The organism is Thermofilum adornatum (genome assembly GCF_000446015.1).
In the GTDB taxonomy this organism is placed as follows: domain Archaea; phylum Thermoproteota; class Thermoprotei; order Thermofilales; family Thermofilaceae; genus Thermofilum; species Thermofilum adornatum.
The window spans coordinates 1,469,022-1,484,459 of the sequence record NC_022093.1; the positions used below are offsets into that span (position 1 = coordinate 1,469,022).

General features: G+C 47.1%; 15 protein-coding genes. 10 read left to right on the forward strand and 5 right to left on the reverse strand.

Features of this window, described 5'->3' with window-relative positions; genetic code table 11:
- Window positions 1–18: 18 nt before the first annotated feature.
- On the reverse strand, window positions 19–213 hold the full coding sequence (locus tag N186_RS07965; RefSeq protein WP_020963290.1) for a hypothetical protein: 195 nt from the start codon (window positions 211–213) through the stop codon (window positions 19–21).
- Window positions 214–383: 170 nt separating this feature from the next.
- Between N186_RS07965 and N186_RS07970 the strand changes: the two genes are divergently transcribed.
- The 3 genes from N186_RS07970 (at window position 384) to N186_RS07980 (ending at window position 2,696) form a co-directional block, all read left to right on the forward strand.
- The gene (locus tag N186_RS07970) at window positions 384–728 is read left to right on the forward strand and encodes a hypothetical protein (protein WP_020963291.1); all 345 of its coding nucleotides are present in this window, start codon (window positions 384–386) and stop codon (window positions 726–728) included.
- Complete coding sequence (locus tag N186_RS07975; protein ID WP_148682162.1) at window positions 725–1,510, forward strand: hypothetical protein; 786 nt, start codon at window positions 725–727, stop codon at window positions 1,508–1,510. The genes N186_RS07970 and N186_RS07975 overlap by 4 nt, the downstream gene beginning before the upstream one ends.
- A 112-nt stretch (window positions 1,511–1,622) precedes the next feature.
- On the forward strand, window positions 1,623–2,696 hold the full coding sequence (locus N186_RS07980; protein ID WP_052885572.1) for an ornithine cyclodeaminase: 1,074 nt from the start codon (window positions 1,623–1,625) through the stop codon (window positions 2,694–2,696).
- 23 nt (window positions 2,697–2,719) lie between these two features.
- Here the strand turns inward: N186_RS07980 and N186_RS09565 are convergent, their stop codons facing one another.
- Both N186_RS09565 and N186_RS07985 read right to left on the reverse strand, forming a co-directional pair.
- Window positions 2,720–2,878, reverse strand: coding sequence for a HepT-like ribonuclease domain-containing protein (locus N186_RS09565; RefSeq protein WP_148682163.1), 159 nt, complete (start codon window positions 2,876–2,878; stop codon window positions 2,720–2,722).
- 235 nt (window positions 2,879–3,113) lie between these two features.
- The gene (locus N186_RS07985) at window positions 3,114–4,394 is read right to left on the reverse strand and encodes an SLC13 family permease (protein ID WP_020963296.1); all 1,281 of its coding nucleotides are present in this window, start codon (window positions 4,392–4,394) and stop codon (window positions 3,114–3,116) included.
- A 162-nt stretch (window positions 4,395–4,556) separates the two neighbouring features.
- Here N186_RS07985 and N186_RS07990 point away from each other — a divergent pair, with 162 nt between their 5' ends.
- Window positions 4,557–5,903, forward strand: coding sequence for a hypothetical protein (locus tag N186_RS07990; protein ID WP_052885573.1), 1,347 nt, complete (start codon window positions 4,557–4,559; stop codon window positions 5,901–5,903).
- A gap of 155 nt (window positions 5,904–6,058) precedes the next feature.
- Entirely contained in the window at window positions 6,059–7,468 is a 1,410-nt protein-coding gene (csx1, locus tag N186_RS07995) for a CRISPR-associated CARF protein Csx1 (RefSeq protein ID WP_148682164.1), read from the forward strand.
- A 38-nt stretch (window positions 7,469–7,506) separates the two neighbouring features.
- Here the strand turns inward: csx1 and N186_RS08000 are convergent, their stop codons facing one another.
- Both N186_RS08000 and N186_RS08005 read right to left on the reverse strand, forming a co-directional pair.
- On the reverse strand, window positions 7,507–8,673 hold the full coding sequence (locus tag N186_RS08000) for an MFS transporter (protein ID WP_020963299.1): 1,167 nt from the start codon (window positions 8,671–8,673) through the stop codon (window positions 7,507–7,509).
- A 155-nt stretch (window positions 8,674–8,828) separates the two neighbouring features.
- A complete protein-coding gene (locus N186_RS08005; protein WP_148682165.1) occupies window positions 8,829–9,101 on the reverse strand; it encodes a hypothetical protein in 273 nt (90 codons plus the stop codon).
- Window positions 9,102–9,240: 139 nt separating this feature from the next.
- On the opposite strand from N186_RS08005, the gene N186_RS08010 reads away from it, so the two are divergent.
- From N186_RS08010 to N186_RS08035, 5 genes are all read left to right on the forward strand, one after another.
- Window positions 9,241–10,848, forward strand: a complete 1,608-nt coding sequence (locus tag N186_RS08010) for an ABC transporter ATP-binding protein (protein WP_240366734.1) — start codon at window positions 9,241–9,243, stop codon at window positions 10,846–10,848.
- A gap of 24 nt (window positions 10,849–10,872) precedes the next feature.
- Window positions 10,873–11,442: an ECF transporter S component gene (locus N186_RS08015; protein WP_020963302.1), complete on the forward strand. Its 570-nt coding sequence runs from the start codon at window positions 10,873–10,875 to the stop codon at window positions 11,440–11,442.
- Window positions 11,443–11,446: 4 nt separating this feature from the next.
- The gene (locus N186_RS08020; RefSeq protein WP_020963303.1) at window positions 11,447–12,244 is read left to right on the forward strand and encodes an energy-coupling factor transporter transmembrane component T family protein; all 798 of its coding nucleotides are present in this window, start codon (window positions 11,447–11,449) and stop codon (window positions 12,242–12,244) included.
- 551 nt (window positions 12,245–12,795) lie between these two features.
- The gene (locus tag N186_RS08030) at window positions 12,796–13,983 is read left to right on the forward strand and encodes an MFS transporter (RefSeq protein WP_020963306.1); all 1,188 of its coding nucleotides are present in this window, start codon (window positions 12,796–12,798) and stop codon (window positions 13,981–13,983) included.
- Between the two features lie 243 nt (window positions 13,984–14,226).
- Complete coding sequence (locus tag N186_RS08035; protein ID WP_020963307.1) at window positions 14,227–15,405, forward strand: glucodextranase DOMON-like domain-containing protein; 1,179 nt, start codon at window positions 14,227–14,229, stop codon at window positions 15,403–15,405.
- The last annotated feature ends 33 nt before the right edge of the window (window positions 15,406–15,438 follow it).

The window sequence follows — 15,438 nt, forward strand, 5'->3', positions numbered from 1 at the left end:
AGGTTTACATGGTTAATTTTAAGCTTGCTGGCTGGGTTGCTTCCTTTTATTGTTACTCTTCACTTGGAACGATGACAGAGATTTTGGTTCTCTTGAGGCCCTCTTAACTAGGTCCATGTAAGTGTTCTTGAGGAGCTCGAATTCAGGTGTGATATACAGCTCAATACCCTCGCTCAAGGCGGCTATAATAAGTGGGTTCCCTTTTTTCAGCATTTTCAGAGCGCGCGCTAAGAAACACGTGCTCCTAGTCAAAATTTTATAGCAGAAATTTGTAGTTTTGTGTTCGATCAGATAGGCTACAACTCAACCGAAATATTTTTGTATGTCACAGGGAAAAAATAAATAGTTTTTCATATACCAATATATCGTTATAGGGGGTCTACTTGGACGGCTCAAATATTTCATGGTTGCTTCCTGTTGCCGTCATACTCTATTCTATATATAGGGCCTCCGGCTCATACCAGAAGGGCCCGCAAGACCCGTGGCTGAAGGTTTCCCTCGCCGTAGCAATGCTGGGCGGAGGACTCACACTGTACTCCTTGCCTTTAATGGTTGTGCAGTTGCTTGGCTGGGATACTTCCATGCTTGCGCTTCTCTTCATGTTTGGCTTCGTGCTTATTACTTTCTCTATTTTCCTTATGAGTCTATGGAACACTTATATGTGTGAGAGTGGCCAGTTGGAGGTGGCAGGCGCCCGGGCGGAGTCGATATTTTTGCATGCGACATGATGTCTGTCGCGTTGACGCTGGTCTCATTCACGTTGAGCTGGGCGGCGATACTCCTGGTCTCAGATCTTAAGCCCACCATAGTCAAGGGGGCTTCGGGGAAGACCTTCTACGATGTTTCTCCGTTTAACTTTTACATGGTGATTATATCGCTTGCATTTTTGCTTTTATCGATTAGGGCTCGGAGAAAACTAGTAACAACACTAATATTAGTGCCGCAAAGGAGCCAGCCCGTTGTTCTACCGCCCCAGAAATCCACTGGGGCAAGCTACCAGCAGATAAAAGAGAAAAAAGAGATAAAGGATTCCGGGCTTCTGCTTACAAGTTTTACGGGCTTGGCTCTTTACTTGGTCTTGCTCTTCGTGATTCCAGCAAGCCTCGACCAGCTGGGCTACAATCTTGCTTTCCTAGTGTGGCTCCTGGTCACGTTTTACTTCGTCAAGCGGTACAGGGAGGCCCCTATGAGCTATCTTGTCACCATGATGAGTAACCTCCTAAGCTTTTATTGTCCAAGGTGTCAGAAGAAAATCGAGCCTTTCGAGAAGAGCGGCTCGCTTCTGGAGCACTTCATAAATGGTAGGCTCTCGCTTAAAGGGGCACAGGAAAGGGTCATAGTGGCCCACTACAGGCATGTCCACACAGAATACGAGAAGGAGATAAGGGACTTACAGAAGGTCAGGAGCCCGCTTCTCAACAAAGAGCAGAGAAGGGAGGAGCTCAAGAGGGAGTACTCTGAGAAGGCTCGCTTTCTCGCCGAAAAGGACGGCCTACTCAAGGAAAAGTGAAAAATTCTAGCTGTAAATATTTCTGGATTCATACAAAAGTATTTGTAAGAAATGTAAAGTTTTCTTCGAATAGACGGAAATTCTCTTAAAGAATAGTATTCCTTGGATGCTTATGTCGATAAGGGTGCTCACAGCTCGGGACATTGCAGAGCTTGTACGCCAAGTAGGAATAGACAAGTTCATGGATGGTCTAATTGAAAGCCTAGAAACCACATTTAAGAAATGGAAACAGCTAAAGGTGACCCCAAGGGTAAGCTTCCACTATAGGCAAGGCGTCGTAGAAGCAATGCCAGCCTCAGACGACAAATGGTACACAGTCAAAATAGTAAACGGTCACCCCCTAAACCCCTCCAGGGGCCTCCAGACAGTCGTAGCCGTAGCAGTGCTAGTAGACGTTGAAACCGGCTACCCCCTGATGTTTATGGATGCAACCCTGCTAACGTCTCTCCGTACAGGTGCAGCCTCGGCACTCGCCACCAAGTACCTTGCAAGGGAAGACTCTGAGACCCTGGGAGTCATCGGCAACGGGGCGCAGTCAGAGTTCCTGGCCTACGCGATTACACGTGTCGCCAACAAGCTCGACAGGATACTCGCCTTCGACATCGACAGGAAGGCCACCGAAAAGTTCACGAGAAACATGTCCCACCTAGGCTACACGGTCGAAAGCGTTGACAGCCCACGAGAATTAGCCTTGAACTCAGACATCATAGTAACAGCCACAGCTTCGCCCGGGAGAAACAGAGTCATCGAGAAGTCCTGGGTCGAGCCTGGAACCCACATCAATGCTGTAGGCGGAGACGCCCCTGGAAAGACAGAGCTTGACCCAGAGCTTGTACGCTCCTCAAAACTCGTAGTGGAGCTTCTAGACCAGGCGTTAGTAGAGGGAGAGGCCCAAAACGTTGGTAGAGAACATGTCTACGCGGAGCTGTGGGAAGTAGTAGCTGGAATCAAGCCCGGCAGGACAAGCCCACAGGAGGTAACAATATTTGACTCTGTGGGAATAGCTATAGAGGATCTCGCGGCCATAACCTATGTATATTCACTGGCTAAAGGCGACGATATCGGGACAACGATAAAGATTCTGCCTGAGACAAGTAACCCTAAAGACCTGTTCTCGCTTATAGCCAAACCTCTACAAGGAAGAGAAAAAGGCTTCTTGAAGAACATAAAATTATACGAGAATTAGCGAAGAGAGGGGCTAGTGTATTGTTATGGGTCTATATTCTTCGCTTTGCTGGACTCAAGAAGTTTCGCGGCGGCCTCTCTTAGTGTCTGGATTATGTCTTCCAAGTTGTCATAGATGATTTCTGCATCTATATCGGCGTACATGTGAACAATGATGTTTCTTAGCCCAACAATTTCCTGCAACTTTTTTCGAGATTTTCATCTATTATACCTTCCTCTCGTACTTTTCTAATGATTTCCCTGTAGGTGTCAGGTACTTCTACTTTTAGCTTGGACAAAATGTAAGAGGAAAAATCAACTAGAATTCTGTGCATACTTGGATATTTCTCTCTGCTATTGATAACAATTTAGGTCCAAAAATCGAAGACTTGAAGGAAAGGATTAGCTCGCGCTTGGTGGGAATAGACCTCACTTATCCTCAAAGATAGACTGCGAGGTATAGGAATGGGAGATATATTGCCATGTTTATGGCTGTGACAATTGTTCCTAGCTTTGCAAACTCTATGAAGCCAAGGGACTTTGAGTATCTTTCCTCTGCGACCTCCATGATTATGATGTTTGAAGCCGCGCCTAGGAGTGTGAGGTTTCCAGCGATGGTTGAGCTACAGGCAAGCACTAGCCACGCCCACACGTCGCTAGGGGTATAGCCGATAGTCTTCATGTACTGGATAAAGAACTGTGTAAATGGGACGTTTGAAAGGAGCTGGCTTAGAGCCAGGCTCTCGACGCTTATTGCGGCTATTCCTTCTAGGCCATAGAGCTTCTTGTCCATTAGGACGGCTACTAGGGGCTGGAGAAGGCCACTGGACCAGACGCCCTTCATCGTTATGAACATTGCGATGAAGAAGACTATTGTTCCCCAGTTTACCTTCTCGAGTATACCTCTGGGGTCGGACACAAAGATGTAAGTTGCCGCGGCAACAATGAATGGGATGAAGCCTATGTTCTCTACGTGTGGGAGGCCAGCTATTGAAAGGGCATCGTTAGCCAATAGGAGCGCGACGACGCTGGTCAGCCCTATTGCTGCAATCATAGCGTCTCTCCTGTTCCTTATCGCCTCGCCCGGAATAACTAATAGCTCCAGCTTTTTGTCGCTTATCTTGAACCACTTTAGTAGAACCAGTGGGACCACGAGGAGGTTAATCAGGGACGGAAGTAGCAGAACCCTCAGAAAGCTTAAAAGAGGAGCCTTCATCCCGCTCTGAACAGCAATTAAGACATTCTGGGGGTTGCCTATAGGCGTAGCTACAGAGCCGATCGTCACGCTGAAGGCGAGCATGAACAGGAAGGGCTCCAGGCCGAGCCCCGCTACACGGGCAATACTGCCAACCATGACTGTGCCCAAGACTGCGACAGCGTCGTTAACAGTGACGGCCGCAAGTAGCCCAAATACAATGGAGAGAACTATAAATAACCTCCATACACTCCCAACCCTCGCTAGAAACCAATATGCGACTGCGTCTAGGAGTCCAGAAGACTCTGCGAGGCTCACAATGCTAAACATGCCGATCAAGAAGAGAATGACGTCTATGTCGACAGCTTGCCCGAGACCATCGACTGGCACGAGGCCGCCGGCAACAACAATGAAGGAGGCAAACGCCATCACTGCCCAGAAGGGCAAACTCCGAAACCTTGACCTAGCCAGCAGTCCCCATACAATAACGGCCAGTGATATGCCTGCAACAACGAGGCTCCACACAAACAGATAGCAAGGCAGAGAAGCTTTTTAAATTTACCCCCGTGGACTGTGTAGATGTTAATGTTGTTACGTAGGGGTGATTCTAATCGTGTGTGAGATTTCTTTACCAAAAATTTTTATTGACATTGTCATTAGGTCTATATTCGAGGGGTCGACACCGAGATGAAACGGCCAATGTACGTGGATTTTCTCTTAATAGCGTCCTTGCCTGTAATAGTTTTTCTAAGCCTCCTTTCAGGACCTATTGCAGAGTTGGGCTTCAAAGATTTTCTCTTTAAAATTTTTTCCGTAAAGGCTACCGAGGAGGACTTCGCGGCAAGAGTAATAATGGTCTACCATGTTGCGGCCGCAATTGTAATGGCTGGCACACTATACCTTGCAGTCAAATATGTTGATCACGACGAGAAACTGAGGAAGCCTCTTCTCAACCTCGTAACCGCTGGCTGGATAATAACGGTTCTTTCTGCGCTTGTCTTTGCATATTTCTGGAGAAGCCCGCTTGTCCACGGCGTTTATCTCTTAGGGCTATCATTGATGTTCACGGGGGCTGTGCTTTTTACTTATGCAATGTCACCTGTGAGGATAAGCTGGAAGGAAAAAACTCTAGAGAAGGTGGCCGCGTTTACAACCGCAGTTGCTTTGCTTGGGGGAGTACTTATGGGGGCCATGTATGCTTCTCATCTAGGCTTTTCCAAGGAGGCGCACATATACATCATTGAAGAATATTCGACCAGGGAGTACCGTGGCCTTGTGTCTCCGCAGACTTCTCTGCAGTTGCTTGTCACAGCCCACGCACATGCGGCTGTTGCAATATGGTCGACGGCTATAATGTTTATAGGGCTTAAATGGTCCCGGCTATCGGAGTGGAAGCCCAGGCTCTACAGGTGGGCGTTGATTTTCCAAATATTCGGGGTAGCCGTTATGTTCTTTGGGACAACGGTGGTGCCCATTTGGAGATCTATAGCCCACGAGATTATTTTTGTAGGTATAGCACCTCTGAACATTACACTCCTGATTTTATGGTTACGGCTCGCCGATATGCTTAGGAATGGTGACTGGCGTGACCCGGCAAAGGTGGGGCTGTTTCTTGTCCCTATCTGGATGACGCTGTTCGTTACATCCACGGGTCCAATCGTTGCTTCAAACCTGAAGACTATAAGAGCCGTTTGGCCTTTGAGGGACGAAATAGCATATAACGTGGCGCATTGGCACATGTTGAGTTTTGTGATTGCCTCTGCAATGTTCTTCCTCTATCTCGACGAGTTCACCAACATAGTGAAGGATGTCTCTGGGTGGCTCCTAGCATTCGGAGGGACGCTCGCCTTGGCAGGAACGTTTGTATATGAGTTGTCTCCAATGTTTGTAATGGGATCCACTGATATAGCTGGGGCTTCTCTCAGCCTTAAAAAGGCAATTCTACCAGTAATGGAGGTTGGCCTTGCTGCCTCGTTTGCAGGTTTCGCTATCTTTACGCTTTGGCTACTGTATCGCTGGATTAAAACAAAGTAGATATTTTTCTTTGAATGTCCATATTTTCAAGTCCAAGGCGAAAACATAAAAAGCATGCAGAACTAGCTTGCGAGTAAAAGGCTCGTAGAGAAAAAAGTTTTCTCTATGTATGAGAAAAGATATAGGGGTGTTAGACGTATTTTGGCAGGAAAACAATGGGTCAAAGCGGGATCGACACACTTATAGTGGTACCGTGGGGCCACCCGGCGGGCTGGCGCCAGGTAAGGTATACTACTAAGGGGATATCACTTGATCATTGCACTACTCTCCCTTTACTCTTAAAAATGTTCCCCAGGTCAGAAGTATTCGTCTTAGTCCTCGATAGCCTTGTAGAGGAAGCCCCTAAGCCACAGTCTCCCAGCAAATGCTGGCAATGCTATGAAGAGAATATCGAGCATCTTCGATATGCTTCTCAAGCAAAGAGCTACAAAGAACTTAGGGATCAACTTGCAGGTTTCTTGTCCAGCTATGTCAAATGCTTGCTGGGAGACCAATATAAGCCAGTCATACACCCGGTAATATGTCCAGCCGTGGGACGGCCTGGCGGCAAGTGGATTTTCAGGGGAAACCCAAGAGACTTCGAGTCAATAGCACTCTACGATCTCGGAAAAACGATAATGGAGAAGCCCTTTAGCAGTATCGTTGTCGACACGACGCACGGCGTAAACTTTATGCCGAGCCTAACCACGAGGCTTGCCAATAGGCTTGCCAGCCTCTTATTAGCTAGACACGAACACCTCGTGCTTGCAGAACAAAGGGGAGTCAAGATATACATCTACAACGCTGACCCGGTGCCCCTAGCGAGCCCCGGACAGCCAGAGATGAGCCTAAACCTCATAGCCGAAGAGACACATTCCTCGATACAGATACCCCCAGTTATACCTGAAAACCTTTTGGAGACAATGGAGCCTGGAACACAGCCCTACATAGAATTGAACAAGACTTACTTCGAATATGCAGGCCTCGTGGCGAGCTCCCTCTACTATCCACTCCCACTGTTGCTAGTACACGCTGTCTCCCAAGAAACAGCAGCCAAAGCCTGGGAAGCGCTCGAGAAAGCACATGGAGAATGGGAAACCAGCGTAGAGATCTCGGGCAACACTGTCCAGAGGAGGCTAGCCATCAACCCAGACGCCCTTTACTTGCTTATGCTAACTGTGGCAGTGGCAAGGCGCCTCAAAGAGAAAGGTCTAAGCTACCCAAGCGACACAAGACAACTAGCTCAAGTTCTACCGCTATATGAGGCTGTAAACGAGGCATATAGATACATTATAGAGGACGAGCTCGCCAGAATAGAGAAGAAAACCTTCCGAATACAAAGAATCCTGAAAGAAGCAGACTGGACGCCCCTATACCTAATATACATTGAGCCAAACCAGCATTTCTCTGCCGTCAAGAAGAGGACAATGATAGCACACGCTGGCCTACAGAAAGAAATAGTCCAAGTTAAACTTTTGGAAAATGGACAAGTTCTCCTCAGATACAACAGCGCCTGGGAGAACAGGCCCTTACAGCAACTGAGCTCTTCAGGCCTGCTTCTCCCACAATATAAGGCAACTTATTGACGCCCACGAATATATAGAACGCTAACGGGCTAGCTAAGCTAATTGTTGTCTAGCTTCTTCAAGAGCGTGTAGAGTAGCATTGTCTGTACTAGGTATATGGATGCTGTTAGGTAGAGAGGAGAGTCAAGATTTATGTTCATGAGTGTTCCTCCTATTGCCGAGCCCGTGCCAGTGGCTATCTGTGATGCTAGGATATTCAGCATTGTGTAGCGTGACCTCTCCTCGGGGCCTATAGTCTTCATGGTTAGGGACCAGAAGAGGGGGTTGGCGGCATTCATTAGGACTGTTCTAAGGGTAAAGAATGCCGCGGCCATTAGGAAGCTGGGGGCCCGGGCAGTAGCTACGAGTAGGGGGATTGAAGCTAGCTGTAGCGCTACTACTGCTTTCAAGGTGCCCAAGCGGCTCGAAATAATTGGGGCTAGCGACGTGAAGGGTATCATGAGCAGGGTTTCAACGAGCATCCTCGTGCCGAGCTCCCCTGCTTCCACGCCGAATTTAGTCATGAAATAGTAGTTGATCAGCTGGATGGAGGCTCCCGCACCAAGACCAGTTATAGCCGAGAGAACAGTAAATATAAGTGTTTCCCGTGAGAAGCCGAGCACAAACTTTTCCGAAGGTTTCACATTGTCCCTGACTGGCAACAACAATAGGAAACTGGTAGCAGCAATTATTCCTCCATAAAGCATGAAGGTTCTATAGGCATCTAGCAGGCTGTGGCTGTTGGCTATTAGCTGTGGTACCCATGAGAGTGCCATACCTATAGAGGCGCCGACCAGCCCAAGTATCTGTGACAAAGAGCCTACAAGATCCAGCTTGTCTCTAGGTGTGACATCAGCTATGAGGGGATTAAGTGTGACGCCGGCTATTGCATTACCTATTCCTATCAATACGAATCCGACAAGCATATAGTTGAAGCATGGGGCGTAGAGCACTATCAGGAAGCCAGGAAGAATAGGGACAAGCGAGGATAAGGCAATTTTTTTCCTGCCAAACTTGTCTGCAAGGAAAGCCGCAGGGATAAGGGATGCAGAAAGAGCAATGCTAGAGGCCAGCTGGAGTAGCCCTACTTCCTGTGGGCTTAACCCTATGTGCTTAAGATACGGCTGTATAAAGACATTTATCATACCGTTTCCAAGGGCGCTAAAGAAGCCCAGCAAGAGCAGTGCCGTTACATTTTTCCCAAGGTTTTTTGTTCTCTCAAACATTCGTTTTCAAGATATGATTAAAACAACTGATATATAAAGTTTAATTTAGCTATATCATAGAAGCTTTACACATACTTTTCCAATAGCCTTGAAAACTACTTCATATAGGTTTTAAGAGGAAAAATGAACTAGTATCAATTGGAGAGCTTCCTTTGTTACCTATGAATTATTATAAAGAAGTTATTGATTACCGCCGCCCACGTCAAAATAGCATAAGTTACAGGTGCCAAATAAAGATATACTGCTTCCTTTGTCTTTAGTTTTCTTACGAGTAGTTCTGCTAGAAAGAAGAGCAAAAACGGCATAGATACGTGGATAATGCCCCAAAGGGCAGCTGTCTCCGGTCTTGAGATCATTTGTGCAACTTCTATCTGACAATTAAGGGGGTGCATCTCTCTTGCGCCTTGGACGTAGTGTAAAGTACTCAAGGCCTTAACAGCTATTCGTTTTTGATGTTCAAAGCCTATATTGGTTTAACATGTAGAGGAGAATCTACCCCTGAGAAAATTTTTCTACAAATGCTAAGTCACCGATAATGTTAAGTTTTTTGTGTTCTTTTCGTGTTGCGTGGCAGTGATAGAGGTTAAGGGTCTAAGCTTCAAGTATCTAGGCGGAAAAGACTTTGCACTGAGAGGGATAGACCTAGAGGTAGAAAAGGGGGAGACAATTCTTCTAGTTGGGCCAAGCGGGTGCGGCAAGTCCACACTAATTAGGGCCATCAATGGTCTTATACCGCACAGGTACGCGGGCGAATATAAGGGAAGTGTTACCGTCTCTGGGGTCAATGTTGCAGAGTCTTCTCCGCAGGCCCTTTCAAGGATAGTTGGTACTGTCATGCAGGAGGTTTCTAAGCAACTTGTAGCCCAGACAGTAGAGGACGATGTTGCCTTTGGCCCTGCCAACTTGTGTATGCCCCGAGAAGAGATAAGGAGACGTGTCGAGGTCAGTTTAAAAGCAGTGGGCGCCCTCCACTTGCGAGAAAGAGACATAAATGCACTTAGCGGCGGCGAAAAACAAAGGGTAGTTTTTGCTGGGATACTTGCCATGGATCCAGAGGTAGTCCTGCTTGACGAGCCCTTGGCGAACCTTGACAGTGAGGGTGTAAGGCTTGTCCTGGAACGTGTAGAGGATTTTAAGCAGCGGGGCAAGACCATTGTGATTGCCGAGCACAAGACAGAAGAGATACTCGAGGGAGTAAGGGTTGACAGGATAATCGTAATGGATAAAGGCGTAGTTCTAAAGGAGCTCGATTCCCCGGAAGGCCTAGCAGAATACAGGGATAAGGTTAGGGTTCCCTCTTCACTTATATACTCCGCCCAAATGGTCAATAAGTCTCTATTACCTATCAACGGTGTTACCACGCGTGACTCTGGAAAAGACGTAATCATTTTCGAGGGCGTCTACTTCTCATACGATGGGACAAGATATGCGCTGGAAAATGTCTCGCTAACGATAAGAGAGGGCGAAAGAGTGGCACTCTTAGGCAACAACGGCGCAGGTAAGTCCACAATGTCTAAGCTTATGCTCGGCCTCCTTAAGCCGACCAAAGGTAGAGTCCTCGTTGACGGAGAGGACACTAGAAGAAAGGAGCCCTACGAGCTAGCCGGCAAGGTTGGGCTTGTCGTGCAGGACCCCTACTCAATGCTCTTTGCCAGGACTGTGAGGGAAGAGTTAGCATTTGGACCCAGGAACCTCGGGGTTCCACAGGAAGAAATCGATAAACGAGTAGATGAAGTATCAAAGGCATGCGGGATAAGCCATCTCCTTGACGGGTCGCCCTTCTCCTCTAGCTATGGAGAGAAGAAGCGTATATGTGTTGGAGCTGTTCTCACAATGTATCCAAGCATCCTCATCTTGGATGAGCCTACTGCTGGGCAAGACTACGCTAACTATGTCAGGTTCCTAGACTTTGTGACTTCCTTGAACCAAGTCCGCACCTTCATCCTCATAACGCATGATATAGACATAGCACTCGAGTACACAGACAGGACCATAGTTCTGTCTGGGGGCAGGGTCATAGCCGATGGCTCAACAGTAGAGGTGTTAGCTAGGGAGGACATTCTGAGGCAGGGTAGTCTGCGCGAGACACAGCTAATAAGGCTTGGCAGAGAGCTGAGCAACGGGAAAAGGGTGTACAGGAGGAGAGAGCTCGAGAAAGCCCTACAAAAAACTTAAATTTAAATATGTCGAAAATCTATCGTGAACGCGAAAACACCTAAGAAAGGTTTTGGCACTACCCAAATAGTTGCAATGGCTGTAGGTACTGCCCTCTACGCTGCCCTCAACGTTTTCTTCAACGTTTTACAGCTACCGGGGACCCAGCTAGTATCCCTTAGACCAAGCGTCTCGATACCAATGTTTTTCGGCTATGTCTTTGGACCCATAGTTGGCTTCGTTTCTGGCTTCCTGGGAAACATTATAAGCGACGCAATATCTTGGGGAGGCTTCTGGTGGAACTGGGACGTTGGCAACGGTCTCCTCGGCTTGATACCGGGGCTTGTGGTATACTTCTTACCAGAAGAGAAGAGGGGAGAAAAGGTCGGACTAATCTGGGCCGCAATACTTGCGGTTGTTGGCTCGATTATCGGCATGGGCTTCGCCGCCTTCACGGACTATATCTTCGGCTACGGCATTTCTACACTTGAGGAGGCAATATATGCACTTTTCCTGCCTGCGGCAGTAACAGACGCCGTTAACGGTGCAATATTGACGCCCCTCCTAGTAGCCGCATACTACAAGGCAGCCGCGGGGAGAGCTAGAAGGGCATAACGATATGGGAGAACGCTTTGTTAGGTACATTGAGGGCAAAAGCATAATACACAGGCTTGACCCCAGGGCAAAAATCATATTTGTTTTTCTCTTTATCTTGTCCACGCTGATCGCCCGCGGCTTAATAGAAGTAGCCTTTCTACTTGTAGCTGGTTTTGTCTTCTATATGCTTGCACGTTTACCCTTCAGGGAAACCTATGCAACGTGGAGGTTCCTAATACTCGTAATAGTTGTCTTGTCCTTCCTTAACCTTTTTACACTTACCCTACTCTACCCCAAAGGAGGAACCGTACTGGCAGAGTGGGGGCCAATAAAGATAACCGAAGAGAATCTACTCGCATCAGTGACACCCGTGTTAAGGCTCCTATCCATTGCAACAGTTACCCTCGCACTCGTATTCACCACTCCCACTAACCTATATGCCCCTGCACTTGGACAGCTAGGAGTACCATACAAAGCCGCATACGTAGTCGAGCTAAGCTTCAGGTATATACCTGAGATGTTTAGAGAGCTTAGAAAGACCCTCGAGGCACAGATGGCTAGAGGCTATAGGCCAAGAGGAGGCAAAAACCCCCTAGCAAGAATAATCCAAGTCGTACCCTTGATCCTGCCAGTAACTGTTAGCTCAGCTTTGAACGTATACGACATAGCAGACGCGATGGAGCTGAGGGGCTTCGGTTCCGAGAAGTGTCACACGTGGTACCGAGAGCTCAGGTTCTCATTCAAGGACTACCTCCTCGTGATCATAGGTGCAACGATCTTCCTTGCATTTCTCTTAAAGAATTTTATTTTTAGGCTCTAAGTAAACTTGGACTTATTATGGTTTAAGAAGTATGAAGAAAGGTTCGAGACTAATACTTAAGCGTTAATTATTTAACTCCATGTTTTGCATAAATGTAACGTTATGGCAGAAAAAGAAACTAAGAAGAAAGGTTGTGGTAAAAAGAAAGGAAAAGAAAAAGAAGCCACAAAAAAATAACATCTCTAAAATAATTCTTTTTTCTTCTGGATTCCCCTTAGAGACCATAATCTTGATAAAATTGCCTGGTAGCAACTATTTATGAAGAATCGTGCCAGTTTTTTCGTAAAGTAAATTTTTTTGCTCGGTGTTATTTCAGATTTTGACCGGTTTTTTCCTACTCTGTTACCATAGAACTTCGAATATTTCATAAGTTTAATGTGTTCCAAAAATTTTAGAGACGAATCTCTTTTGAGAAGTTTTTCCTCTTTTTCCTTTTGTAGCTAACTGTATCACCTTTTTTGGCTGGAGTCTCGAGGTATCAAAAGATTCAAAGATGGAATCTAGCATAAGATAAATATGTTTTTTCCCTGTAAGATTTCTTGGCGCGTCATATGAATGATGAAAAGCGGAGAGCCTATAGTATTATTCTCTCCTTCGGCATTGTGAGTCTCTTAGGAGACATAATTTATGAGGGGTCCCGCGGCACCATACCAGAATACATGAAGTTCCTTGGAGCCTCCGCGGCCGTCGTCGGCACCGTGATGGGACTTGGAGAACTCATGTCTTATTTTTCCAGACTGCTAGGAGGCTACCTGGCGGACAAAACCAAGAGCTACTGGCTTCTGGTGTTTCTGGGCTACGGTCTTATCATAGCAATTCCCCTTATTCCACTCAGCGAGGTCCTCGGCCTAGGCTGGGCACTAGCGGCTACACTAGTCATCCTCGAGCGGCTTGGGAAAGGCATCAGGACGCCCTCTAGGGACACGATCATCTCTTTTGCATCGAAGAGCATAGGCGGTGGGAAAGCCTTCGGTATACACGAGCTCATGGATCAGATCGGGGCAACTCTTGGTCCACTATTGTTTGCAGTAGCGATTGCATATTTTGGCAACTTTAGATACGCGTTTTACCTATCCTTTATACCCTACCTTCTGCTTGTGTTTACATTGATCTATCTCAGAGCCAAAACAAAGCTACCAGAGGAAATGACAAACAACAAGAAAGACGAGAACAAGGGCTCAAAGGTTCTATCCCGGCGGGCAACAGCCTATATAACGGCCGTAGGTATAAACGCCCTGGGACTTTTCCCAGCCTCACTCATCCTCTATTTAGCCGGTGAGACACCCGAGGTCAAAGCTATGGGCCCATGGTTCCCTCCCCTCCTCTACGCGGCTATACAGTTGATAGACGCAGTTTTCGCCTTGGCTTTTGGTCTATTGTATGACAAGTACAAGTTCCGCGTCCTATTCTTCCCCTTCACCCTCTCAATACTGATCCCGCTCCTAGCGTTCCAGAGGAGCCTAGCAATGATAGTTGCATCCGCGTTAGTTTTTGGTATCGTCCTGGGCTCGCAGGAGTCTGTCTACCGCGCTGCTGTAGGCGACCTTACAGACCCAAGTGTTAGGGCTACCGCGTACGGTGTCTTCAGCACAATGGTTGGCCTAGGCTCTCTCGGGGCGGGAGCGCTATACGGACTTATGATAGACCTTAACGCTCCCATTTGGCTGATCGGAGCCTACGTGTTGGCAACACAGCTGTTGTCCGTCTCCCTACTAGCCTATGTTTCTAAAACTAAGTAAAAGTCATTTCCATTTGGACATTTACAGCTAGGCATAAAATGCAAACTTTTTCTGGATCCATCTTAAGTTGTTCCCAGTCGTATTGTCCTTCAAAGTCTATTTATGCAAAACTTTCTTCCAGCAGTTTTTAATGTTTTTAATTAATTAATCTTCACTTTTCGTGTAAAATATTTGTCCAGGATTATTTATTTATAACAAGAAAAACTTAAATACAATTATATACAGTAAAATCTTGCAGATACCATGAAAAACACAAACAAAATTAGGGTACTGACATTGCTACTCGTACTAATACTGCCGTTTCTACTTGTGCCTGTCAGGGCACAAAACCCAACAATACAGGTTTCTGACCCTACTGGAGACGACAAGGGTCCTGGCTTCTATGGCTATCCAACGGCAGATGTATTCAAGCCAGGAATATTCGACATAGTCAAGTTCGAAGTATATGTCGAGAACAAAACAGTCACTTTCAAGGTCTACCTGAAGGACACAGGTGGAAACCCATGGAGCGCCAAGAACGGCTTCTGCCTCCAAAACCTTCAGATATATCTTCACACAGATGCTCCACCAAATGTCCCAGCCCGTTCCTCTGCCATTGGCCTAAACTTGAACTTTGACCCGTCCTGGGCATGGCACTACGCAATTATACTGGGCCCATGCTGGGAGACTCCGCCACAACCAATACCTAAGGGACAATGCGCCGTCCTCTATAGGCCCTTCGATGAGGTCGTTCAGGGAGACAACTTCAAAGTCTCAGTACAAGGAAACGCTATCGTAGCGACCCTCGACAGGTCGCTGTTCGACCAGGCTGACCCTGCAAACATAAAGAACTGGAGAATAGTTGTTGCTCTTACCAGCTACGACGGATTCGGGTCACTAAAGGTTAGGGGTACAAGCCTTGACAAGGGCGACTGGGTCATCTGGGCAGTTGCCACGGCAACCAATGAGCAGAAACTAGCAATGGCAAACGCGATAAAGTTCGGCATCGAGCCTAGGGTATACGATATTGCTGTATATAGTCCTGAGTACCCCAACGGGATAACAGACCAAGAACAATACCAGTGGCTAAGTAGCTTCGACGTAAACACAAAGACTCCCGCCACCATCCCGCCAATCCTACCACAACTCAAAGCCCAGCTTGCCTCTGTTGCACAGGAGAGGGACAACCTGAAGACCCAGGTAAACAGTTTGCAGAGCCAGATATCACAGCTCCAGAGCCAAGTCAACACTCTACAGAGCCAGGTTAAGAGCCTGCAGGACGAAAACTCGAAGCTTAAGAGTGATCTTGACGCCCTGAAAGCCTCAACCATGAACACTGGCACGGCTGTGGGCCTCGCCATAGTCCTCCTCATAGTCGGCCTCGCTGTTGGTTACTTCTTGGGGAAAGGAAAGAAGAAGGAGACGCCTAAAGCCCCACAATAAAAAAATATTTTTTCTCCTGGTGATTCTTTATGG